The sequence below is a fragment of the Paenibacillus sp. JCM 10914 genome (genome assembly GCF_001315105.1).
Taxonomy (GTDB): domain Bacteria; phylum Bacillota; class Bacilli; order Paenibacillales; family Paenibacillaceae; genus Paenibacillus_AQ.
This window is the reverse complement of record NZ_BAZR01000021.1, coordinates 41,556-66,404: the sequence shown is the minus strand read 5'-3', so window position 1 is coordinate 66,404 and position 24,849 is coordinate 41,556. Positions and strand designations below refer to the sequence as shown.

The 24,849-nt window shown below is 48.7% G+C and carries 20 protein-coding genes and 2 pseudogenes; 4 read left to right on the top strand and 18 right to left on the bottom strand.

All coding sequences use genetic code 11. The annotated features are described in order from the left end of the window. Positions 1-71: 71 nt before the first annotated feature. Both JCM10914_RS19880 and JCM10914_RS19875 read right to left on the bottom strand, forming a co-directional pair. A complete protein-coding gene (locus JCM10914_RS19880; RefSeq protein WP_036719200.1) occupies positions 72-311 on the bottom strand; it encodes a hypothetical protein in 240 nt (79 codons plus the stop codon). 199 nt (positions 312-510) lie between these two features. After that, positions 511-2,747, bottom strand: a pseudogene (locus JCM10914_RS19875) (MMPL family transporter). Positions 2,748-2,909: 162 nt separating this feature from the next. Between JCM10914_RS19875 and JCM10914_RS19870 the strand changes: the two are divergent. Then, positions 2,910-3,530, top strand: a complete 621-nt coding sequence (locus tag JCM10914_RS19870) for a TetR/AcrR family transcriptional regulator (RefSeq protein ID WP_023963999.1) — start codon at positions 2,910-2,912, stop codon at positions 3,528-3,530. A 492-nt stretch (positions 3,531-4,022) separates the two neighbouring features. Here JCM10914_RS19870 and JCM10914_RS19865 read toward each other — a convergent pair whose 3' ends face one another. The 5 genes from JCM10914_RS19865 to JCM10914_RS19850 form a co-directional block, all read right to left on the bottom strand. Next, positions 4,023-4,658, bottom strand: coding sequence for a nitroreductase family protein (locus JCM10914_RS19865; RefSeq protein ID WP_023963998.1), 636 nt, complete (start codon positions 4,656-4,658; stop codon positions 4,023-4,025). 220 nt (positions 4,659-4,878) lie between these two features. After that, the gene (locus JCM10914_RS19860; RefSeq protein ID WP_023963997.1) at positions 4,879-5,337 is read right to left on the bottom strand and encodes an Rrf2 family transcriptional regulator; all 459 of its coding nucleotides are present in this window, start codon (positions 5,335-5,337) and stop codon (positions 4,879-4,881) included. 162 nt (positions 5,338-5,499) lie between these two features. Beyond that, positions 5,500-6,255, bottom strand: a complete 756-nt coding sequence (locus JCM10914_RS19855; RefSeq protein WP_023963996.1) for an SDR family NAD(P)-dependent oxidoreductase — start codon at positions 6,253-6,255, stop codon at positions 5,500-5,502. Between the two features lie 107 nt (positions 6,256-6,362). Then, positions 6,363-6,725, bottom strand: a complete 363-nt coding sequence (locus JCM10914_RS31965) for a hypothetical protein (protein ID WP_023963995.1) — start codon at positions 6,723-6,725, stop codon at positions 6,363-6,365. A gap of 177 nt (positions 6,726-6,902) precedes the next feature. Further along, positions 6,903-8,042 (bottom strand): glycoside hydrolase family 2 protein, encoded by a 1,140-nt coding sequence (locus JCM10914_RS19850; RefSeq protein ID WP_023963994.1) that lies wholly within the window; start codon positions 8,040-8,042, stop codon positions 6,903-6,905. A 196-nt stretch (positions 8,043-8,238) separates the two neighbouring features. Here JCM10914_RS19850 and JCM10914_RS19845 point away from each other — a divergent pair, with 196 nt between their 5' ends. After that, positions 8,239-9,096: an AraC family transcriptional regulator gene (locus JCM10914_RS19845; RefSeq protein WP_023963993.1), complete on the top strand. Its 858-nt coding sequence runs from the start codon at positions 8,239-8,241 to the stop codon at positions 9,094-9,096. Positions 9,097-9,182: 86 nt separating this feature from the next. On the opposite strand, the gene JCM10914_RS19840 is transcribed toward JCM10914_RS19845, so the two are convergent. Continuing rightward, positions 9,183-10,250 (bottom strand): Gfo/Idh/MocA family protein, encoded by a 1,068-nt coding sequence (locus JCM10914_RS19840; RefSeq protein WP_023963992.1) that lies wholly within the window; start codon positions 10,248-10,250, stop codon positions 9,183-9,185. Positions 10,251-10,439: 189 nt separating this feature from the next. Between JCM10914_RS19840 and JCM10914_RS19835 the strand changes: the two genes are divergently transcribed. Continuing rightward, entirely contained in the window at positions 10,440-11,324 is an 885-nt protein-coding gene (locus tag JCM10914_RS19835; RefSeq protein WP_023963991.1) for an AraC family transcriptional regulator, read from the top strand. A 76-nt stretch (positions 11,325-11,400) separates the two neighbouring features. Here the strand turns inward: JCM10914_RS19835 and JCM10914_RS19830 are convergent, their stop codons facing one another. The 10 genes and pseudogenes from JCM10914_RS19830 to JCM10914_RS19790 all read right to left on the bottom strand — a co-directional run bounded on the left by JCM10914_RS19830 (position 11,401) and on the right by JCM10914_RS19790 (position 23,416). After that, positions 11,401-13,776, bottom strand: coding sequence for a DUF4962 domain-containing protein (locus JCM10914_RS19830; RefSeq protein WP_023963990.1), 2,376 nt, complete (start codon positions 13,774-13,776; stop codon positions 11,401-11,403). Continuing rightward, on the bottom strand, positions 13,776-15,860 hold the full coding sequence (locus tag JCM10914_RS19825; RefSeq protein ID WP_023963989.1) for a heparinase II/III family protein: 2,085 nt from the start codon (positions 15,858-15,860) through the stop codon (positions 13,776-13,778). Before JCM10914_RS19825 ends, JCM10914_RS19830 begins: the two co-directional genes overlap by 1 nt. Then, positions 15,857-16,624: an SDR family NAD(P)-dependent oxidoreductase gene (locus tag JCM10914_RS19820; protein WP_023963988.1), complete on the bottom strand. Its 768-nt coding sequence runs from the start codon at positions 16,622-16,624 to the stop codon at positions 15,857-15,859. Before JCM10914_RS19820 ends, JCM10914_RS19825 begins: the two co-directional genes overlap by 4 nt. A 16-nt stretch (positions 16,625-16,640) precedes the next feature. Continuing rightward, positions 16,641-18,509 (bottom strand): sensor histidine kinase, encoded by a 1,869-nt coding sequence (locus JCM10914_RS19815; RefSeq protein ID WP_023963987.1) that lies wholly within the window; start codon positions 18,507-18,509, stop codon positions 16,641-16,643. After that, positions 18,509-18,709 carry a helix-turn-helix transcriptional regulator gene (locus JCM10914_RS30720; RefSeq protein ID WP_023963986.1) on the bottom strand — a complete coding sequence of 67 codons (201 nt, stop codon included), beginning with the start codon at positions 18,707-18,709 and terminating at the stop codon, positions 18,509-18,511. Before JCM10914_RS30720 ends, JCM10914_RS19815 begins: the two co-directional genes overlap by 1 nt. Before the next feature lie 32 nt (positions 18,710-18,741). Then, positions 18,742-19,557 (bottom strand): response regulator, encoded by an 816-nt coding sequence (locus JCM10914_RS19810; protein ID WP_023963985.1) that lies wholly within the window; start codon positions 19,555-19,557, stop codon positions 18,742-18,744. Between the two features lie 112 nt (positions 19,558-19,669). Then, positions 19,670-21,253 (bottom strand): extracellular solute-binding protein, encoded by a 1,584-nt coding sequence (locus JCM10914_RS19805; protein ID WP_023963984.1) that lies wholly within the window; start codon positions 21,251-21,253, stop codon positions 19,670-19,672. Between the two features lie 129 nt (positions 21,254-21,382). Further along, positions 21,383-22,254: pseudogene (locus JCM10914_RS19800) on the bottom strand (carbohydrate ABC transporter permease). Positions 22,255-22,271: 17 nt separating this feature from the next. Then, positions 22,272-23,228 (bottom strand): sugar ABC transporter permease, encoded by a 957-nt coding sequence (locus JCM10914_RS19795; protein ID WP_023963982.1) that lies wholly within the window; start codon positions 23,226-23,228, stop codon positions 22,272-22,274. Positions 23,229-23,233: 5 nt separating this feature from the next. Beyond that, on the bottom strand, positions 23,234-23,416 hold the full coding sequence (locus JCM10914_RS19790) for a tautomerase family protein (RefSeq protein ID WP_023963981.1): 183 nt from the start codon (positions 23,414-23,416) through the stop codon (positions 23,234-23,236). Positions 23,417-23,678: 262 nt separating this feature from the next. On the opposite strand from JCM10914_RS19790, the gene JCM10914_RS19785 reads away from it, so the two are divergent. Further along, on the top strand, positions 23,679-24,845 hold the full coding sequence (locus JCM10914_RS19785; RefSeq protein ID WP_023963980.1) for a glycoside hydrolase family 88 protein: 1,167 nt from the start codon (positions 23,679-23,681) through the stop codon (positions 24,843-24,845). Positions 24,846-24,849: the final 4 nt, after the last annotated feature.

Below are 24,849 nucleotides of genomic sequence, written 5' to 3'. Positions count from 1 at the left end.
ATAAAAGGCCAGCCCGAATAACTCATGGACTGACCTTCAACTTAAATTTTTTACGTATCTTGGGATGAAACTTATGTTTCGGTTACAATCGATAGCAGTTGTTGAATCATCTCCGGTGTCAGTTGATGGGAAGCTTGTAAACCCTCGTAACCGGCTTGCAGCGATACACTTGACGTGCTAATGGCCTTGCTTGCTATATGACTAGCAGGTACATGTCCATTCTGCGTATCCTCGTGACTAGCCAGCATCATCATCATAAACGCGCTTCCGAGTCCAATAGACCACATACTCATTTTGTTCTTCTTATTCATGTGCGTTGCCCCTTCCATCACCTATTGTGACATCCTTAGTATAGGTCTCGAACCTTAAGGACAAATGAAGACAACCTAAAGATCATTTAAGGAATGGCTCTTATATCAAAAAAAATGAAAACCACCCGTGCGTCGAACATGATAGGATAAAAAATCACAGGTGGTTGGTCATATTTAAGGTCTCTTCCGTATATGAAATTTAAAGCTCGCTCTTTAAGCCAGACGTTGGTTTATCTTCAACAACCAGTAAAGGCTTGCCTGGCCAGAAAGCCCATTTGCCCAGCAAGGTTGTTATGGCCGGTACGAGAAAAGGTCTCACGATAAATGTATCTAGCATGACGCCGATTGCCGTTATAATACCGAACTGAACCAATACCTGAATGGGGAGCGTCGCGAGTACCGCGAACGTTCCTGCAAGTATGAGTCCCGCCGAGGTAATGACCGAACTGGTCTCTCCGACGCCTTCTTTAATTGCTTGCAAGAGCGGCATCTGCTTCCGCTTCTGCCATATGCTAGAGATCATGAAGATGTTGTATCTTCGCCTAATGCAACAAGGAATACGAAGGAGTACAACGGGATTGCCCCTTGAATCGCATCCGCGCCAAGACCATGATGAATGATAATCCAACCCAAGCCGAGCGCGGAGAAATAAGATAAGATGACGGTGGCGATCAGATAGACAGTAGCAACGATCGACCTTAAGTATACAAGCAGCAAGATCGTGATCAGACCGATAACAACCGGGATGATCAGTCTGGCATCATGCTCGCCAGCCAGTTCTGTATCGTATTGCATTGCCGTCTGGCCGCTAATCCACACGGCTTCATCCGGATTGGCGACCCCTGCGACTTCAAGCGATGCAGCAGCAACAGCTTTTAAGTCCGGAATGTGCTGCATCGCTTCCATGGAGTATGGATTCATAGCAAGCTCAATCTCGTAACTGATAATTCGATTGTTCACCGCACCGGTTTGCGGCTCGGATACAACATCTACGTACTCCAGAGAGGCGAGTCGATCTGCCAAATCCAATGACTTCCCATCGCTATCAACCATAACTCGGACAGGTGCCAGCTCTCCTTCGGAGAACTGTTCGCCAATAAGCTTAAATCCTTCGCGTGATGGCACATCCTCCGGGAAAGATGAGAGCAGGTCGTACGTGAATTTGATCTGTGATGAGAACGTTGCAAGGCCGCCTAACAAGACCAATGCAACCAGCACGACCGTCCACGGCTTGGTTATGACCAATCGACCAATCCAGCTCTCCTTCTCCTTGCGCGGCGCAGGTACCGGCTTTCCTTTTTTCTTCGCACGCGATGCTTCCATATCTTGCGTTCTTGGAATGAACGGGTAGAATGAGCCCCGTCCAATAATCGCCAGTATAGCTGGCACAAGTGTCAGGCTGGCAATGAACATAATCAGAATAGACAGACTGAATGGTACCGCGAATCGTTGATAGGCTCCATACTGAGCCAACAACAAGGCGAACAACGATAATACAACCGTGAAGCCACTCATGGCGATTGCACCAGAGGAAGTCGTTATCGCGCGGAACAGTGCTTTTCGCTTATCGGGCTCATGCCATAACAACTGACGGAATCTGGAGATGAGAAACAGACAATAATCCGTCCCCGCCCCGAATAACAAGACGGTCATGATCGCGATCGCTTGCGAATCCACCGTGATCCAGCCTTCTTTAGCCATCATACCCAGAATTGGGCTTGTCACCATATAAGCAAATCCAACTCCTACAAGCGGGATTAGTGCCAAAATCGGAGAACGATAGATCAACAGCAGTAAGATCAGGACAAGCAATACGGTGGCAATCATGAGCGACACATCCGCGTCAGCGAACAGTCCCGTGGCATCAATCGAGATTCCGACCGGTCCAGTAACGCGCGCACTTAACTGATCCTCACTATTTATAGCGGTTTGAAACGGATCAGCTCCCATTAAGGACTCCGTTCGCGTCTGAAGCTCACTCATTCCTTCTTCCAGCAATTCCGTATCCCGATCCTCTTCGAAGAACACAGGCATCACAAGCGTGCTCTGATCTTCAGACAGTTCGGCTCTCAAGGCTTGCAGCGGTAGTTGATGAAACGGTACAACAAACTGTTGATAGGGTATAGGGCTTGCTTCCAAGTCTGCCGATAGCGCTTGTAATTGACCAAGATCATCATCGGATAATCCGCTCTGTTTATGCCAGACAATTAAGGCTGGAACGCCTGCATTGCCGGGGAACTCCTTGTCTGCCAGCGCTTCGGCAACCACAGACGGAACATCCTCCCTCAGATTAGGCGCATTATTATTCTCATACTCGCCGACAGCTGGCCATGCCAGATTGAGCACGAGTGCTACCAGTACCCAAACCCCGAGCGTGACCCACTTCGTTCTTGTACCTGCCACCCATTTGCCAAAGTTCGGTCCTGATTCATGCATATGTACATTCACTCCATTCCATCTTGACGATATCGTTAATCAGCTATCTCTAAACCGAGAATATTTCAGAAGCAAATTTATTATATATACCGGAAGGTTAATTATCAATGTTTATTTTGAAAATCCATGATACATGTCTTACACTATAGACAGGAGGTCATCATGACAAAAATACGCAACCCCCGAAATCCTGGACGTCCCAAAGCAACAGCTGACCAGACGCCTGTCCAGGAAACCATACTTTGGACCGCCTCCATGTTGTTCATGGAGAATGGTTATGAATCTGTATCCTTACAACAGATCGCCAAAGCTTGCCAAGTAACGAAGGCATCCATCTACTATCATTTCACAAGCAAACCCGAGCTGTTTAAAATAGCGGTTACCACCATACTTCATAAGGCATATGACTCCACTCGCCGATTTCTCCACGAAGCTGATACGCTTGAAGCTGGATTAATCCGCGTTGCTGAAGCCAAAATCGCAAAGCCTCATGCAGAAATGGAGACTATGATGCGGGAAGCCGAGCCCTTCCTGTCCGAGGAACAGATGCAAGCCATCCGCGAGGCAGAGCAGCGCATTCATCAAGTTCTTGCTGAGCATATCCAAGCTTCGATGCAGTCTGGAGAACTTCGCGAGGGCAATGCGTTGTTAATGGCCCAGGCTTTTTCCGCCATGCTCATGCTTGGCAATCGCGAAGATACCCGCAGCGGCTATATCAGTCCACGTGATCTGGCAATCGAAATCGTAGATCTGTTCATGCATGGTGCGATGAAACAGCCGTAACCATCGCAAAAAAGGGGTTGTCCCAAAAGATCCTTGATCTTACCAGACAGCCCCTTTTTCTCGTGGTTAATCAGACTTTTCGCGTGTGAATCGTCGGGGGTGATCCCCGATAGTTCACGATTAAAAGAAATTCCTGCAAATATGCAGGAATTAGTGGGCTTAAGATGCGATATTTACTAAAAGCCTGCAAATATGCAGGCTTTTAGCTCAAGTCAGCGCAAATTGGACGAACGGGTGAATTAAAACCTGCATATACGCATCTTTTACCGCTGAAAGGATAGGTTCCGGTGAAAAAGCCTGCAAATACGCATCCTTTTACGAATCACAGACAGGTTTTTCGGAATGGTTCGGGTTGGAGAGCGGATTGGAAACCGAACATTACGTTGATTCCTGCTCCGAGCTGGAGCGAAGACTCAAAACAAGAGGGTGTCCCAAACTACCAGCCAATAGGCCATGGTATAGTTCAGGATACCCTCTCTTGACATTGAACGCTTATATTTCGTTCCAAAATGCTACATCTTCCAGGGGCAGCCTGACTGTTGGCCGACCTGGCGAAGCAGCTTTACCGATAGCAATCAACATCACGCTACGATAGTGTTCCGGTATCTTAAACTCTTCAACGAATTTCACTTTATTGTAACCACCCATTGGGACGGTATCGTACCCTCTGGCACGTGCGCTTAACATCAATTGCATCGAGATGAGACCGGCATCCACGTCAATAATGCTTTCTTTTACGGATTGATCCATATTCGCATAGATATTCTCAGCAGAGTTAATAAAATACTGTTTGATCTCTTCTGTCATATATCCTGCTTCTTCGGACATCGTATAAATCTGGCGCCCTTTTTCGTACCATTTCATATCGCCAAGCACCGCGATCACAGCAGATGCTTGAAGCACGTGTTCCTGGTTGTTAGCGATAGGATGCAGCTTCTTCAGTAATTCTGCATCATCAATGACTACAAACCGCCATGGCTGCAAATTACTTGAGGATGGGGCTAGAATGGCTTCGCTCAAAATCTCTTCCATCTCTTGTCTAGGTATTTTCACAGATGGATCGTAGTGGCGTACCGAATGGCGTTCTCGAATGACGGTTTGCAAATCTGGCTTTGTTAAAATGGACATGGTTTATCCCTCCACATTATATTGTGCTTAATTTTGCACAGTTAAACGCGATCGTTACTGCGATTGTCTAAACTAACGCGGTTGAGAAAACTAATTAAGTTTTGAACAATCATCGTACTTTGTCGTTTACTGTGCTTATTTCCGCACCGTTTATTTTATAGTTAACTGTGATGTATATCGCATAGTATATAGTGACATTTTTTGTCTGTCAACTGCCAATTTATATCGATTCCTTGACGATGTCGGCAATTGTGCGTGACTCCAGGATTTGCAGCGTGCTATCTTCAATCTCACTCAGTATGCTCGCAAATGAATCTCGAATTTGCTCCCCGAAACAGTGTTCTGCCGTTCCATCCATCATACTGTGGCTTATGGATTTATGAACCTCAAGTACAGAATAAATATCTGCCAGCGTAATGTCTCGAACATCCCTCTTAAGACGATACCCACCGTCTCTTCCCTCGCGGGATTCGATCATCCCTGCCAGCGCTAATGTCTTCAGAATCCGGCGTATCAGCGTTGACTCCGAATGGAGGTAGCTCGCGATATCAGCGCTGGAGCATTTCCCATCATGCTTCTCAAGCGCCACTAACGCTTGAACCGCCAATCCGAACGTTTTGTAATTCGATGCGCAGGTCATGGACGATTTCCTGGAAACGGCTTCCTTGTTGATACTCATGTTCATACCTCCTTATACAGAATACATACGTGATGTTGTACTGTGATCATATTGCTTCCTAATTGTAAACGAAACCACACCTGCCATCAAGTCAACAACGCAAACAGGGCGCCCAGTTAATGCCCTCGGATGCCCTGTATGATCAATCAAAATGTTGAATCCTTACAGTGCGCCCATACCACCATCGATTCGATATTGAGCCCCTGTAATAAATGTGCTTTCATCGGATGCAAGGAAGAGAACCAGATTAGCGATGTCTACCGTCTCTCCGTATCGTCCGAGCGGAATGGTCTTGGCAAGCGTGTGCTCATCCACTTTCATGCCACTCTCAAGTGAACGCATCATTCTCGTATTGACCGGCGATGGATGAATGGAATTGACACGAACGTTGGACCCGGCTACTTCGATCGCAGCTGTCTTGGTTAAACCAACTACAGCGTGCTTGGATGCGATATACGGCGATACGCCTGGACTCCCATCCAGTCCAGCAACGGAAGAGGTGTTAATGACGCTGCCGCTGCCTTGCTTAATCAAATGGGGCAGTACATACTTCATGCCCAGAAATACACCGCGAACGTTCACGCTTAAGACCTGGTCGAAATCTTTGACGTTCTGGTCCACGAGTGGAGCTACTTTGCCTTCGATACCGGCATTGTTGAAAAATATATCGATCTTGCCCAGATGATCACTCGCTTGCTTCACGTAACTCTCGACTTCAGATTCATTCGTAACGTCTGCTTGAATCGCGGTGATATCGCCGTGCGCCTCCAACTCGGACTTAGCCTGATCGAGCGCGTCTTGCATAAGGTCTACAATGACAACTTTGGCTCCCTCTTTCAGGAATCTCTCGGCTGTAATCTTACCGATTCCACCCGCTCCGCCCGTAATAACGGCTGCTTTTCCAGCTAATCTGCTCATGCAACATATCCTCCACAGGGTTCAGAAGTAGTTTTATCTTGAACTATTCTTATCCCCCGCGTGGAATATTATTCTTGTAAACTGGTCCAACAAACTCTTACGGCGAATCATCGTTTCCGAAAATATCGCTGAACGGTCTCATATGCTAGCTTGGGTCGCCGAAATTCATCCACGATGCCTTTGCTGTTACGTGTACATGAGCGAGCCAGCAGCCAGCCAAGTCCTTCCGTCACGCGGCAATCGCTAAATTGCCATATGAACATGCCGGAGATATAATCGCGTTCCATGTAAGCCCTTAAATTGCTGTCGATAATATCGGCTTGACGCTCCTCGGAACCCTTCTCCCGATTCGGACTGCGGAATCCGTAAAAGCCGTCGCCCCCGAATTCGCTCAAGATCATCGGTTTCCCCTTCCCGCCTAACGAATCTGCAAAGCCTTGCCTGATCCGCCAGTTCGCCCGGATTCTCATCGGTATACCAACCGGGGTAAAGATTGAAAGACACAATCTCTGCTAAATCAAAACACTTCTCTTGATCCCTGTGATGGGAAGCAAAGGAACGGGGCCTGCTCGGGTCAAGTTCTCCGATGATCGCCAGTTGTTTCTCATAGTGCGCCCTACCTTCTTCGGTATTGCTGGCACATTCGTTCAGAACAGCCATATGAGGATGGACGGATGGTTAAAATGCTGCTGCACCATTTCACGTGTCACCTGCTCGCTCTGCCAGCCGAAATTCGGATTCAGCATCTGCTCCAGACTCAAGCCTCTCGCGTGATTCTCTTCCCACACAGCAATACCGTGTTCATCACATAAATCGAGAAAACGCTCATCGTAGGGATAATGGCTCGTCCGAACGGCGTTACACCCCAGATCCGTGATCAGTTCCAAGTCTCTGACCATTAAATGAAGGGGAAGAGCCGATCCGGCCATGGGATGATCCTCATGCCGATTGACTCCTTGAAGAAAGACATCCTTGCCGTTCAGCTGAATTTTTCCGTGATCCGTCGTGATCGTCCGGAAGCCTACGCGATCTATCCAATCATCGCAATCGCAACCATCCTCTGTCGTAAGGACCGCTGTCAGTGTGTAGAGATTGGGATCTTGCAAAGACCATTCATTCACGCCCGGATATGCCACCAGTGCAGAAATCTCCACGGTTTCTCCCGGCTGCACCAAGGAGCTGCCCATCTTCGCATCCTCTCCGGCAAGCAACCCACGGAGCGATACGACCCTCTTGGTCAGACCCACATTTCGGATCACTACTTTCCATGAACCATGCCAATCGTTATCCTGCTTGACGGGAGTGAACATGACGTTCTGGATGTATAAATCGCCGATCTCCTCTACAACAACCGGTCGGATAATCCCGCCATAGGTGTAATAATCATTGGGGACATGGAGAGCGGAATCCGCATGAAATGAATTATCGACGTAGACCACCAGTTCATGGCTGCCGGCTTCTACCTGAGGGATCACGCACTCGAAAGCGGTATATGCATTATAATGACGCGCTATCAAAGCACCATCAAAATAAACGTGGGCCGTATGGCTGACACCTTTGAACTCCAAACGGAGATTGCTTCGTGTCTCAAGCGTTATCGCCTGTCGATAGGCACCGATCCCTCGATAGCTGCCAAAATCCGGATGCATCTCCCAACAGCCCGGAACCGGTAAACGATATCGATATGCTTCCACGTTCTCGCCCATTTGAGTTGCAGTCGTGAAATCCCAAAGTCCCTCAAGCTCCGTCCCCTTGCGTATCTGGTGTGTGCTGAATAATCGAATCATAGTGGGCCTCCTATCTTATGTGTCCTTTATAATAAACATAAGAGAAGCACTTCCCAAACACCATAGCCAAGAAGAGCATCAACATGTCAAAATCGCTCCTTCTACATGGAATTCGACAAGCTGTTAGGTTATGCTTAAGAAAGGACACTCCCTAATCACTCGCTCATAAAAAATCGACCTTGGAAGGTGAGCCACTATGTATCAGACGCAGGATTTGGTCGTGCGAATTAATTGGTGTTTTCGCAAGTTGACCTCCTCCAACTGGTCGGACATACGAAACAACACCACGCTGCACAGTTTTTATTGGATTCATGAAGGCAGCGGTGTTTTTCGCACGGATCAAACGTATCAAGTTGAACCGGGTATGCTGTTCTACATGGAGCCTGGATTGCATATGCGCATGACAAGTTCTGCTGAATCCCCACTGATCATCAGCATGGTGTTGTTTGAATGCTGTGCCGTGCAATTTTCCATGGGGCTATGGCAGATGCCGGTGGTTGTTCCTCGTCTGGATTTGCCCTTCGTCAAGAAACTCCAGGGGGACTTTGCTCTTGAACTGGATTCCGCTTTCAGGGACGTTACGCAGATGTGGGTGCCCTCTAACACCGACAGCGAGCTGGAGAGCAGCGCCCATCTTCTCCGGTTAATCGCAAGGCTGCATCAGCAGAAACAGGCTCCCTTGCAAACCGATCAGGCTTTTGAACGTTATGTTTGCATTAAACAGGAGATGGAGCATCATTTCGCGGAGCCTCTTCATATCGAGCAGTTGGCCCGAAAGCATGCCCTTTCGGTTTCTTATCTGCGAAAGCTATTCCTCAAGTACACCCACCTCCCGCCAAAAGAGTATCTAACCGCCATTCGTATGCAGCATGCCGAACGATATCTGATCTATACGGACCATACGTTACGCGTGATCGCCCAGGCTTGCGGCTACAGCGACGAATTTCATTTCAGCAAAGCCTTTCGTAGATGGAAAGGAGTCGCGCCAGCGGAATTTCGCAAACGTATTGGGTCGGCTTCTACATCATCTGTTGACACGGGATCAAAATTGTAAGCTGTGGCCTAATGAATGGCATCGACCGAAACGAAAAAAAGCCACCGCGCTTGCGCAATGGCTTATAACTTCATTTACAGAGCATGTTACTTGATACGCTCTTTCTCTAACCCTACGTCGTTCATCAACTCGGAAATCATCACTTTCCGCCCCAACTTGGCGCTCTCCAATGCGGCCAACACCATAGCCATGCTATACACGTTGTCGCTACAGTCGGTCTCCGGTTTGGTGCCCGCTTCCAGTGCATGAAACATATTTTCCAGGCAGCCGTGATGTCCGGTCTTCTCCATATGCGGCTGCGTCCCTTCGATCCGCTCATACTTGCGAATGAAATTACCCGATTGATCGCCGCTCGCTACAATCTCTGCATATATCTCATCATGGCCGTCCCAAATGGCTGTACCCTTCTCTCCGGTTACTCGCCAGGCCGACTCCCAGGAAGTCTGAGCGCCCTCGGCACACCAGGACCCTCGATAATTAAACACGGAGCCGTCCGACATTTCATAAATGCATATGGCCATCGCATTCCCGGCATACCAGGAGCCTGGTGGGTTAAACTCCTGACAGTTGACGGACACCGGATCGGCTCCGCTGATCATTCGCGCTTGATCGAAGGTATGAATCGCCATGTCGAGCAATAGTGGGCTGTCCATTAGATCCCGGAACCCGCCAAAATGGGCGCCAAGAAAAAAATCCGCTCCGATAAAACCCGGCTTCCCGATCGTTCCACTGTCAATCAAATCCTTATAGGCCCGTATCCTCGGATCGAAACGACGGTTCTGCATCACGGCATGCGTAAGCCCCGTTGTCTCGGCAAGCCTTACGATATCCTGACACTCTGTCATCGATTCCGCTAATGGTTTTTCGCTGAAGACGTGACATCCGTGCTGAAGCGCGGCCGTACTGATCTCGTAATGGCTGGCAGGAATCGTAACATCAAATACCACATTGGCTTCGCATGAAGCGAGGGCTTCCGTGATGTTCGTAAACGTGGGACAAGCAAGTCCATGCCGGTCCGCAAACGCCTTCGCAAACTCCTCCTGAATATCCACAAGCCCCACGATTTCGACGTCAGCTCGACTCTTTGCATAATCCGCCCATGTATTCGCCATGCCGCCGCATCCGGCAATAACAACTTTAAAGGCTGTAGTCATCACAACAACACTCCCCTGATTTATTTCGTTATATTAACCGCTTTCAAATATTGAACTCTCACGGTTGAAATCATTCCAATATTGGCTTAATGTAGATGAGGTGACTTCATTATAATCGCGAATCATAACAATATCTCTATATAACCTTGTGCATTACCACTCATATCTTGCGGTCTGAGGTGAATCCACGTGTCCAATCCCAAAGAGCTTCATGAGAATACGAGACTCGACTATAAATCCTATCCCTTGCAGGTATTCCATAACGTCTGTTCCAATGCGAATATGAAAAACTGTATCTTGTATCTTCACTGGCATGAGCATTTTGAGATCATATGCATGCGCCAAGGACATGCCGTCTTCCATATTGATACAACCCCTTATCACGTAAAGACCGGTGAAGTGCTCATTATCCCAGGCGGCAGCCTGCATGTGGGATATGCCCTTGAGGATGGCGACGTACGGTTTGATTGTTTAGTGGTGAATGCATCGCTATTCAACGAGTTCCTTCATGACCCGATTCATGCCCGGTATGTAGCGCCCTTCCTCGAAGGGCGGCTGCGGTTCCCGGCAAAGCCAGCCGAGAGCGAACCCGCATGTGTTGACCATTATCCGCTGCTGGAAGAAATCATCGCTGAATTGGACGCACGCCGCCCAGCCTATCAGCTCATCGCCAAAACCAAGCTGTACACCTTCTTCGTCCAACTCTCCCGCATATGCTTGCCTACATCGCACGCGGAGAAATCAACGGAGCCTTATTTCGTGAATCGGGATCGATATAAACAACTGATCCATCGGATCGAAACCCAGATTGGCGAGAAGCTTACCGTTGAGGAGGCTGCCGCGCAAATTGGTCTGAACCCTTTTCATTTTTGCAAAATGTTCAAGCGTTTAACCGGACGTACTTTCGTTGATTTCGTGAACTTGACCAGAATGAATGCGGCCGAAAAGCTTCTTGGCGAAATGGAATTAACCATCACGGAGATCGCCGGCAAAGTCGGCTGCAGTAACCCTAACTATTTTACGAAGCTGTATAAGCAGTATAAAGGCATGACGCCCTCCCAAGCCCGATCATGAAAATATAAAGAGCCCCAAACACAGCCGTAACGCTGCATTGGGGCTCTTTAATCAAGGACGGAATTTCCATATTGAATTAGTAAGCCTTCGGCACCTCTACCTTTCTCGTCTTCCCTTCTTCGTTCGTAAAATAAATATGAACACCGTGGTCCTGGTCATCCAGGAAATACGAAACATACTTGCTCTCATCTTTCTTCATCGGAACGAGCAGTGTCGCGATGCGATGACTCTTCGCTGCCTTTGTCTCTGCGTGAAGATGCCACTGCGGATCCAGCCCCTCGATTTCCTCCGGATCGACATCGGTGAATTGATTGTGTTGGCTCAGCGACATGTCGCCCGTTGAACTGTATACGAATCGGCCTTCCATCTCCGCCCGGCTTCCAGCCACACGAAAGGTCTGACCTGACAGCTTCATCCGGTTCAAGGTGTGAAACAGCCATTCAACGCTTGCAGCCTGCTTGAGATCAACCGTATCTACGACAACAAAATAAGACTCATCGAAGAAATAGATCTCCCTCACATATCGATCAATGTATGGAACATGCTCCCGGTAGGCCTCGGTCGCATTCATTCGAGTGTACCCGTACCCGGGTGCACTATCCACCTGCTCCACGGCACCGCTAGCTTCTTTGCACAGCACTTTGTCTTTGCCCGCATACTGACCGTGACCGCCAATCAGTATGTTGTTGGTAGACCTGGTCTGCCTTCTCCAGTTCAGATGCATCGTGCTTCCGAAAGCGATATAGTACCCGCTCTCAATTGCCAGCGGCTCGCCGTAGGCATGAAGCAGAAATCCATTCTGATCGCCATGGCTGTGACTCATGGAACCGTATCTGCTGCTCTTGGCCAGCAGCATGATATGCTCATTCGGGTCATCCATCCGATGATGCATGGCGACCCAATCGATATCACGAAACCATTTTACCGATTGTATGGTCCCCTCAGGCAAGCCGGAACGATCTGTCACGGAATAAGGATACGCATCGGAAGGCGCAACCGCCTCAACTTGCGGATAATCATGACGATAGAGCATATCATCGAAGCGGAAATCCCACCAGCCGTAATTATAAAATTTCGAATCCGCATCCGTATCGACTTGAGCGACTTGCTCGAAGTACCATTGATATAACCCGTTTCCAGTCAGTCCTGCGAAATGACGAATGTTGTAAGCCGTCTTCAGACTGACGGGCTCGCCTAAGTATGACTGGTCGCCGAAGCTGGCCCTTATTGTGTCCGGACTGCTGCAATACAGTGGGAAGTCCCCGGTCTTGGCGAAGAACGGACGCTTATAATAATCGATCGACACATAATTGCGAATCAGATTCAAAGCATCAATGACAAAGGCCATGCCTGTCGTCCAATACAACGGTCCTTCTGCCCAACCGCCGTCTTCGCCTCCCCATGGCGAATAGAGGCAAGCATAATACTCGAGCGTGTAATCCAGCCATTCGCGCGCCTTAGGTTCTTCATGCAGCATCGCGATGCAAGCAGGAACAAGCACCGAAGACAAGGAACGCACGGCATGGCTGTCATAGGGAACATGATGAATCTTCGAGCGTTCAATCACATGGTAAGCTACCTGTTCTGTTCGACGAAGCAAGGTGCTTCTGATCAACGTAATCTCTTCAGGAGAGAGAATGTCGTGCAACCAGTCGTAACCCCATGCGAGCGCGCCGACAATCCGGAAGGCCGCTTCATCGTTATAATCCCTTGATGTCGTCCCCTCGGTATCCCAGCCCGCTACGTGCAGCAGCCATTGCTTGGCTCTTGCCAGCATCTTCTCATCTTGCAGAATGACGCCCGCCACACTCAAATGTCGGATTATATACAACGTCTCTTGACAATCCATATACATCTGCCGCCACAGCTTAGCCACGCGCTTGTTACCCGGATAACGTTCCGGTTCTGGGATCAACGGTTTATCCAGCCAAGGAATGACCGACTTCTCATAGAAACTCTTCCAACCGCAATAATCTTCGTCTGCCTGCAGCCTCTTGCGAAAAGCCGCCACGCCTGCTTCATTCAGCCACAAACGAGGATGACTGGTAGCTGTCCCTTCATATCTCCGTTCACGACCTGGCAGCGGCGTCTCCGGCAGCCCGGCTGTGATCTGAAACATCCGGGATTGACTCCATGTCGACTTCAATTCACGGCTGAGATCAGAAGTCTCCCAGGTTTCGTCCTGCTCTACGACCAGTGCATAACGCCAATAGTATGTATCTGGTTGAAGTGGCTTATCTGGCGTATATAAGTTATAAGGAATCGGTCCAATAGTCGTAGTATCATCCGGTTCAAATGAAGGTGAAGTAGAAATTTGCAGTACGTAGCGATCGTTCTCAAGCTGTCCAGGCATCCATGTAAATCGCGGTGGATTCTCCAGCAGCTTGCTCGTGTCATTCGGTTGATAAGGAATCGATAGCAATCCGCTCTGCGGCTCAAACAATTTATTCACTAGAGTATCCTCTCCTTCAGTCCATTGTTTGTCATCGTCATCGCGCGCCGAGTACCCGCGCATGATATTATCAGCTCTTCACGATTACCATCGACGATCCAGTTCAATTCAACCGGCTCATCGCCGCTGCGATAGATAGCGATAAACCGAGCATAAGTTGCTGTTTGACGCAGCAGAATACCTTCCATCTCTCTGCTCGGATCATCTGCAAGACCAGGGGACTTCACCTTAACATAGTCCATCCCTTCGCATGATAGGAAGGAAGCAACGGCAACGGAATCTGATCCTTGATGAATCTGAAGATTAATTTGAGTCCCGGAATGCCGTGCTTTATACCAGTTCTTAACGGTCACATACTCGTACCCGTCCATCGTCCCAATGTCTTGAAGAGGTTGCTCTTCCATATACTCCGTATACAGTTCTCCGCGCCCGATATAGTGAAACCACCAGTCGATAACTGCTGGATCCTCTACTTGAACCTCAAACCAATCCAGCAGCCATTCTTCCGTTAGCATTAAATGTCGATCCAGTGTGCCTTGATTATATGCTTGTTCCGAACGAAGCCAAGTATAAGTTCTATGGGACGTTGCTTCGTAGTTTTTACATTCTCCCTCCGCTGGAAGCTGGGATCTTCCGGCGATGGATACGGTGTTGTGACATGCTGTGTGAGGATACCACTCCTTCTTCAGCACAGACCCGTAAGGAACGGTGCCACGATCCGGCGATAGCGGTCGTTGTCCTGCATGAAGCATCAGATTCAGTTTATCGAAGTGTCCGTGCGCGCCCCCATGCGGTCCATAGTCGACCATGGCACGTATAGAATCAGAACCTTCTTCACCCGTCCTCAATACAGCAAATCCGCTATGCGGCAGCAGCAGCGAGTGCTGCTCTGACGAATCTGCCATCTTCTCCAGACCTTTCAATCGTCCGTCCCACTCACCTTGACCATACAGCAACGCCTCAAGCATGCCGCATCTGCCCTCATCGTGATTCAGTTCGCGATATACATTCGCCAGGAGGGGCAGATACTTAGGGTCTTTATAGCGGGAGAAGCCGATTTCCAGAATCTCTGCGATTTCACGTGCATACGGCCCTCTGCGATAGGGACCGTCATGGAGTGCAGGCAGCATTCCATTGCAATCTGCAAGTGACACAAGAATCGATAGCATTCCTTCTATCGATTGGCCGTCATCTCCTTGCAGTGTATAAAGTTCTTGCCCTAATCTTGCTCCCATCTCTGCTGCGATCAAATAGGCGCGCAGAACAAAGATATGATAATAGACACTGCCTTCAAACTCCAACTGATCCGCGCGAATCGCTATCGAAAGATGATGACGAAGACCGCCGTCTGCTTCCAGCAGTGCCGTTAGCTTCGCTGTATCGCCACGCGCTGCATAAATGCAGAACAGAGCGGCGAGCAACCACGCGGTGTAATTATTCTCCGGATTGCCGCGTTCTTGTGTAAGAATCTGATGGTACTCCGTCATGCTGCCCTCCAGCATGCGCAGGAACTCGTCGATCGCCTGCGACTCATCGGCCGTGAACGCCACACCTTCATCACGTAATAATAAGTAGCCTCGAAGCAAGGTCGTAGCCCATATCGCCTCCGTCAATGCCTGATGAAACGCTCTTCCCTTCAGCATCCACGGCTGCGAATCGGGATGAACCGGATAGTGCGGGAACTGCAGCGCATAACCCATGATCCATTCTTTGGCGTAATCGGCATATGACTTCTCTCCTGTCGCTGCATACACAGCCGCCGACTGCAATATATACCGGGCCATGGCTTGATGCTTGAAGACAAGCCATGCCCCGCGATACGGCTCGCCTTTCCATGAGCATCCGTGAGGGCAAGAGTAAACGCTCACATCTTCGATTAATGGATCGAACAGCAATTCCGTATGATGCTGCGGACAAACGTACTGATGCCACCACCCGCCGGGTTCAACCGGAACAGCGAGCCCTGCAACCATCGCTTGATCCAGCTCAACCTTCAATTGATCAACTGTAGTGCCGCACCAAGCATACGCATTCGCTTTACTTCTTATTCCCATCGCGTCGCGCAGGAGCTCAGAATTCTTCATCGCATATACATGCCGCCATTGATCTCGATCGTCTCACCCGTTATATAGGAAGATAGATCCGAGACTAAGAACAGGATCGTACCCGCCACATCCTCCGGTGTACCTTCACGACCAAGCGGTATGCCTTGTATGGTTGCTCTCCTGGCGTCATCCGGTGTGAATGTTGCATGAAACGCTGTCTGCCCGATAAAGCCGGGGGAGACTGCATTCACATTAATCCCGCTACCCGCCAGCTCTTTAGCCAGCCCTTTGGTGTAGTTCAGGACAGCCGCTTTACTGGCTGCATAGATGCTCGCACCAGGTCCGCCGCCATTATGTGCGGCGATCGAGGTCATGTTCACGATGCGTCCACGCCCTTCTGCCTTCATCCCCGCCAGCACAGCCTTGCTCACAAAAACCGTGCTCTTCATATTGACGTCCATGACCTTCGTATAATGCTCCTCTGTCATGTCTACGTTCGGTACTCGCTGTACCAAATGACCCGCATTGTTGACGAGGATCGTAATATGCCCGCCAAAGTACTGTTCCACTTCTTGCACAAGCCCTTCTGCCTGTTCAACTTGAGTCACATCCGCTTGGAAAGCTTGTGCTTCGCCGCCGAATTCACGAATTTGCGCTACCGCCTCTTCCGCTGCTGCTTGACTGTTCAAATAGTTCAGCGCAACCTTCGCTCCGCTTCTGGCCAGCATCGTTGCCGCTGCACGGCCGATGCCTCCACTTGATCCTGTTACAAGAGCAATATTTCCTGATAATTGAATATGCATGATTGTACCTCCAGTTTTATGTTTGCAGTTGCTTCAGCCTGTCTTCCTGTGCATGTGACGTCTTACGCCGCGGCATCGTCATCACGATCTGGGTTCCTTGATTCACCTGGCTGTGGATGGATATACCATACTTCTCCCCGAACACCATTTGAATTCTCCTGTGAACATTAACGATACCGATTCCGCCTCTACGGCTGATCTCCGATCCTTCAACATCGTCCACTAACCGGTTTTTTTCTAGTCGCGCAATTAATTTCTCCAGCTTTGGTTCTTCAATTCCAACACCGTTGTCCTCTACAACCACCTGCAGATGATCATCCTCAATACGCGTATCAATTCGAATATAATGGCGTGATTCAATTCCCTCTGGAAAAGCGTGCTGGAATATATTCTCCACGATGGGCTGCAAGGTCAGCCGCACCATCTTCTCAAGCAGGAGCTCGGGCGGCGTAGCCACCTCGATCTCGAAATCCCGACCAATTCGATGCTTCAGAATGAGCATGTAATGGCGAACATGGTTCAGTTCGTTGGCGATCGTGATCTCCTCCAGGTTCGTCTGAATGGAATAACGCAGCATGAACGCCATCGACTCGACCATATCCGAAATTTCATCCGAGTCTTGCACGATCGCATAGCAATTGATCGTCTCGAGTGTGTTATATAAAAAATGAGGATTAATCTGCAGCTGCAAGGCCTGAAACTCCGCTCGCTGCCGCTCCAGTTGGATGTTCTGAAGCTCAAGCTGGGTCTTCTGATTATGCAGTTCGGTATCATATACTTGTTCGATCATATCCGATAAACGGCTTACCATCAGGTTGTAGCTATGAATCAACCCACCTATCTCATCTTCGCGCGGTTTGGCATCGATCAGATGCGTCCAGTTGCCTTTCTCGGTTTGACGCATGCCATTCTTCAAATTACGGATCGGATTGACGATCGATTTACCGAAGCGGTAGGCGAGTACAAGCGAAATAATCAACGTGATGGAACCAACCGTTATCGTGGTTGATCGTATACCGGAGATAGGAGCACGCAGTTCATCAAGTGGCATCATAATAACGAGACTCCAGCCGGAATAATCCGATTGCCTGGAAATGATCATCGTATTTTGACCTTGTACGGATTCAATGAAGCGACTATCTCCTTTGGCAACGATGCGATCCGACAAGCCATCTCCGCTCATAACATCAATCCCCACGTAATCAGGGGCGTATACGATCTCACCTTCGCGATCCAGAATGAAGAAGAAACCTTGCTCTCCCAGATCCACGCCATTCCATAGATTAGATAACTGTTCTTCATTGAACTCAACGGCAAGCACGCCTTTGACATCGTATGAACTCATGCCTCTGATCTTGCGTGCCACGGTAATGACGCGATCCCGGTCCTGTTCCAGCAGGCTCGTCTTGAGAATGACGATCTCTCCATTCTCCGGCGTCTTGCTAATTAACTCCTGCAGCCGCTGCGTAGGATCGATCGACATCGCCGAGAAGTTTTGATTCTGATCGAATATCGAGCGTCCATGATACCCAAGGATGTACATCATATGGGTCTGCGTCGGATATTGAATGAAGATCTTCTGAAACACTTCCTTGCGGATCTGATTCGTAAATCGGTAATTCTCATAGCTATCTTCTGGATCCATATCTAAGAATCTCTTGACGGAATCCTGCAATAGGATCGTGTTGCTGATCCGCTCGAACATCTTCAATTGATTATCCGTCTGCCGCGCTGCATTCGTAATAACCGTCGTTAAGTATTTCTCCACCTGTTCATCAATCGCTTCAGACGATTTAACGTAGATGAACACGCCGACGGTGGTGAGTGAGAATAAGACCACAATGAAGAAGTAGAAGAAGATTTGGCGAGATAGGCTTTTTTTCATTATTCGATCCCCAGCAGCTCCCGGTATTCCGAAGGCGTACGGCCTGTGACCTTTTTAAATGTCTTGGTAAAATGAGGATGATCTGCGTACCCCACTTCAAACGAAATATCCGTTATTTTATAGTGAGGGATCGCCAGCAGCTTCTTCGCTTTCTCCATCCGTTTCTTAATTCGATACTGAACGAACGTCTCGTCTGTCATCTGCTTAAATAACTGACTGAAGTAGGAAGGATTCAGCCCAGCATATCGGCGACTTCATCCAATGATAAATCCTTTGACAGATTACGCTCGATATACGCCTTGGCTTCTTCTACCGGCTCCTTCGTATTACCTTTGCGCTTTTCCCGTATGAGCTTGACCGTCTGCTCCACGAGCAACCTGAAGCCTTGGAAGTAGTCAGGCTGTCCACTTGGATACGGTTCTGGCAGATTGGCTATTCGATCAAACGTATATACATCTCTGCCATTGAGCTGTTTAATCAATTTCGTATACAACTCATCAAGCAGAACTTGCAGTTGTACCGATTCCAGGCGGTGAATCTGGCAGTAGTCCTCGATCTCCTGCAACTTGTCCTGAATATCATTCACCTGTAAATGCCAGATCGCCAGTTCCAACTGCTCTAGCCATGACTCCAGCTTGGATAATGGAAAATACGTTCGTTGTTTCTCTTGCATCGCTTTCCGGTCGATCATGAGTTTGTTCATCATGTGATGAACCACTGACTTGGTTACAGGCTTCAGTAAGTATTCCTTCACTCCGTATGACATGCATTTCTGGGCGTATTCAAAATCACCATACCCCGATATAACAACGACCGTGATATCACCATACTGTTCATACAAATGCTTGCTAAACTCAAGACCGTCCATCTTCGGCATCTTGATATCCGTGAAGACAAAATCAGGACGCAACGACTGAATCGCTTCCAACGCTTCCAGACCGTTACCGGCCGTCTTCGCTTCAATCATCGAAGGATCTGTCTGTGTAATCAACTTGGCAAGTCCTAGTCTTATCATAGGTTCGTCATCAACGACCAGAATGCGGTACATAACCCATTCCCCTTTCGACATTAGCGAGAGTATGCGATGTGTGAGCAAGATACTCCTCTGCCGTAACAAGCAGAGGAGTATTACTTCAACACTATACTAAATCAAGCTCCACTTATTCGAAAGCGTTTTCTTTATCGTTATATCGTTGGGTTGCTTCCTCGATTATGTCATTGCCGCCCTTGGACAAGTATTCGTCCAGTACCTTGCTGTAGTTCTCAATCGGCTCTCTGCCGTAAACCATGCGCAGTACATGTTCGAGGATCAACGGAGGCAGCTCATCGGACTTCGGATTCAGCTCCGGATATTTCACGAGTGATTCCAGTCGTGGATCAAACTCAATCCCGCGCCTTCCTTCCTTGGAGAGCATATTATCAAAGGCATCAATCAGTTCTTTACCGGTATCTGACAATTCTGAGACAAGCTTATTGTATGTTGTATCTTGTACAAGCCACAGCCAATAGTTCAGGTATCTCATCTTGTCATTACCAGCCGCATCCGTCGGAACTTCAAATACCGGCTTGCCGTCGACGACTTGATAATCTTCGCCTTCAATGCCGAAGCTGAAGAACAGTTCTGCTTCCTCGCTAACCATCCAGTTGAAGAATTTCACGATATCCGCGGCTTTGTCCTTCGCTTTGGCATTGATGAAGAATGAGCGTGTGACTTGGCTGTAATGCGCGTAACCTCCTGCTCCATCAGGACCAACTGGGGAAGGAATCAGTGCGATAGTAGCATCGGGCACGCTTTCTTTCAGTTGTGCGCCCCAGATCGGCAGCTCGTTGGCGTTCATCGACCACATACCGGCTTTGCCGCTGGTCACGATCGACTTGAAGTCCGCACTTTCGATCGTCGCGAACTCCTTGCTAATCAAGCCTTCTTCGTGCATCGTCTTGTAAATTTGAATCGCGGCTTTCATATTCTCCTCATCGAAGAAACTCGGCTTTACCTTGCCATCCGGGAACAGCTTAAACGAGTTCAGATAACCGAGTACATCGTAAGCACCGAAGAACGTATCTGCATATTTGAAGTTCTGGCGCCCGGCGTAAGGCTGCTCGACACCCGCTTCCTTGAATGCACGCAGCACATCCATCGTCTCTTCTACCGTGGTCGGAATCTCTTTGCCTACCTTCTCCAATAGATCTGTCCGAATCCACGTAGCACGTCTTGAAGGATTCGATAGGATTTCGGGGATGCCATAGATGTTCCCCGTCTTGGCATCCGTCATTCGCTTCCAAGCTGACTCCGGAATGAACTTGAGCAGATCTTGACCATGCTCCTCCAGCAGATCATTGAGCGGCAAGAATACGCCATTCTCGACAGCGCCTGCCAGCTCCTGTCCGCTTATGCCACCAGAACCTTGAACCACATCGGGAATATCATTGGTGGCGAACATTTGAACCATTTTGTCCTGGTATTCATTGTGCGGAATAAGACGGATATCCAGATCCGTATTGGTCTTCTTCTCCAGTTCCGTTACGTATTTATCCTTGTTAATATCAGAGTGCTTCTCTACGTACGAGACATTCAGCGTACGCATGGAGATTGAGAATTTCGTTGCTTCCGGCTCATTGCCTTCCTGAGCGTTGCCGCCCCCAGCATTCGTACCTGCAGAAGTTCCCCCACCATTGCCTGAGCAGCCGACAACCATAGCCAGCGCCAGCAACGCCGTGGTCATGCGAGTCCAGCTTTTTCTCATATTTACCCCTCTTTTCAAGCCATAATAGTCGCCGGTATAACAGCGCTTTCAAACTTATTATCAGTATAGTGAGCCTTCATACGCAGGGGCAAGGAATGTCTTTGGCTCGGTTTGTCGTTTTTTTAGGACCTATTCCTTGATCGAACCGATCATCATCCGTGAATGAAAAAACGCTGCAAGAACGGGTAGATCATAATGATCGGAATGGTGGCGACAAGAATAACCGCCATCTGAATGCCTTGCACGGACTGCGAACTGGCTTCGAACGCCATATTCCCTGTGTCCGTCAGTCCTTCGTTTACGAGCAGTTCTCTTAATTTGACTTGGAGCGGATACTTGGATCGATCATTGATGTAGTACAGGGCATCCATATATTTGTTCCAGTTCGTAACGGAATAGAATATGCCAACGGTAGCCAAGGCAGGTTTCGATAATGGAAGAACGATACTCCACAGCGTCCTGAGCTCCGTACAGCCGTCGATACGCGAAGAGTCGATCAATTCACTCGGAATCTGCGCGAAGAATGTCCGAAGCACGAACAGATTAAAGGCACTGATTGCCGTTGGCAACATTAACGACCACAGTGTGTTGACCAGGTTCAGCTCACGCATCAGAATGAACTGCGGGATTAAAGGCGCTGAGAATATCATCGTCAGCAGGATGATGATCATGATCGTCTTTCTGCCGACATACTCCGGTCGTGATAAGGGATACGCCAGCGAGGCGGTAGCCGCCAGGTTAATGAATGTCCCGAATAACGTAATGTAGACACTAATACCAAATGCTCTCCAGATGGAGACATCGTTAAACACATGCTCGTAGTAAGCAAAAGTAAACTCCACCGGCCAGAACATCACTTCTCCCCGGTCGATGGCGCCGGCGCTGCTGAAGGATTGGGCGATGACATTCAGGAAAGGGAGCAGCATCGTAAGGGCAAGGAAAGTCAGCAATACATAATTAAAGGCCAGAAATACTTTTCTGCTCACACTATCATATCTCATGTTCGTGGTCCCCCCTTCTAGTACAGCGACTCGCCGGTCGCTTTCTTACTGATGGTGTTCGCGATCGTAATTAAGAATAAGCCCACCACCGATTTGAAGACACCGATCGCCGTGGCGTAGCTGTACTGTAATTGCTGTAAGCCTGCCTTGTATATATACGTGTCCAGTATTTCACTATTCTGAATGTTAAGCGGGTTCTGAAACACAAATACGCGTTCGAAACCGTAATCCAGGAAATCACCGATTTTGAGCAGGAACAGGATAGTGATGACGGGCATCAAAGCTGGTAACGTGATGCTGAGCGTCTGACGCCATCTTCCAGCTCCGTCAATATTGGAGGCTTCATACAGGTCAGGATTGATGCCAGCCAATGCAGCCAGATAAATAATCGTCCCCCATCCTACATCTCTCCATAATCCGGAGCCCACCAGAACCGAGCGAATATAGGAATCTTCTCCGAGAAAATATATCGGATCTATGCCGAACCAACCTAGCATCACATTCACAATCCCTGAAGATGGTGACAGGATTCCGACAAAGATACCGCTTACAATAACCCAAGACAAGAAATGCGGTGCATAGAATATCGTCTGAACGATCTTCTTGTACAACACCTGCCGAACTTCATTCAGCAGCAAAGCAAGTACAATCGGTGCTGTAAAAGCAAAGATAATATCGTAAATACCGAGCAGCAGTGTGTTGCGCAATATTTTCAAGAAATCATAATGCTGGAACATGCGCTGGAAATGCTCGAGCCCCGCCCATGGACTCTTGGTTACACCAGCAAACAGATTATAATTCTGGAAGGCGATAACCGAACCCATGAGCGGAACGTACTTGAACAATGCGAAGAACAGCAGTCCTGGTAAAGAGATGAAATACAGCGCTTTGAACTTCCACATATAACCGAGAATATGTCTTCGCTTATCTGCCCTCGACTGGGGCTCCGTTATGGCTTTGGCTTGATCGGCCATATGTCTCACCTCTTGTTCTTCAGATTGGCCGGAGCGTTGTCATCTATCGGTATTTCGTCGAACTCGATGCTGATATACGCTGGTTCGCGGTCGATGATTCGCGATAACTCGCGTGTAAAAACCTTCACAATCTCTTGTTTTTGCTGATCAGAGCGACCTTCATACATTTTGATTGTAATTTGTGGCACTTGTCTTTCGCCTCCCCGTGAATTGGTAATCGAATAACCTTATCCTATTGGCTGGGGAGGACTTGCAGCAATGGAACATGATTGGCTAGTTTGTGTTTTTTTTAGGTGGCGGTTAATTTGTGTTTCTTTATGGTGGGCTTGTATTATCCTTAGAAGTTGGGGGATATGTATGGAAATTATCTGTTGCTTATGAAACAATGGAGCCAAGGTTCAGCAGCCATTTATTAGGCGAAGGTAATGATCTAATATGAGGAGGTAGCAGATGAACGGTATAGATCAGGGAGCCAGCAAGACCCATAATAACGATACATATGTTGCGTTCTGGGAGCGCTTGGAGACTAAAGTTACCCGAATGATGAAGCAAATCGGTGATAAGGTCCCTCATACGACCGTAAACGGCACTTACGATTCCACTCCGATTGACTGGTGGACGTCTGGCTTTTGGCCGGGACTGCTGTGGATTATGTACGATATGACAAAGGAACCGCGATATAAAGAGCTGGCATGGGAATGGGATATTAAGCTTGAAGAGGCTTTCCTACGGGAGAATCGCTTTCACCATGACGTCGGCTTTCAATTCCTGCCAACTGCGGTGATCAAGCACCGCTTATGCGATGATATCGATGCGAGACGAAGAGGTCTGGCAGCAGCAACCTTGCTGGCCGGAAGATACAATCCGGTTGGGCGTTTCATTCGTGCATGGAATCCCGTCAAACCGGATGCCTGGAATCATCGAAACGAGGGTTGGTCCATTATCGATTCAACCATGAATCTTTCCCTTCTCTTCTGGGCTTCGGAGGAGATCGGAGATCCGCGATTTGCCCATATCGCCAGAGAACAAGCCGATACGGTCATAACTCATTTCATCCGGACAGACGGCTCCGTCCGGCATATTTGCAGCTTTGATCCATTGACAGGTGCTTTTATCGAGGCAATCGCCGGACAAGGCCACGCTCCTGAATCTGCTTGGAGCCGCGGAGCTGCCTGGGCGCTGCATGGATTGGCCAATACGTATCGTTACACAAGAGAACGCAAGTACCTGGATGCGGCGAAGAAGGTCGCTCATTTCTTCATCGCATCACTAGAAGAAGATCATGTACCTTTATGGGATTTCCGTGCCAGAACCGCGCAGGATCAACCCCCGCGAGATACCTCCGCAGCTGCTTGTGCCGCTTCTGGCTTGTTGGAGATCGCCACGCTGGTGCCGAAGGAAGAGCATGATACGTATTATAACCATGCCATCCGAATGATAGAATCGCTAACAAATACATACGCGGAATGGGACGATCCTGACTATGAAGGGATTCTGAAGGAAGCAACCGGCCATCTGCCTGCCGGTCAGAACATTAACGTCTCCCTCATCTACGGCGATTACTTCTATGTAGAAGCTTTAGCTAAAATATTGGGATGGAATAACCGGATCTTCTGATCCG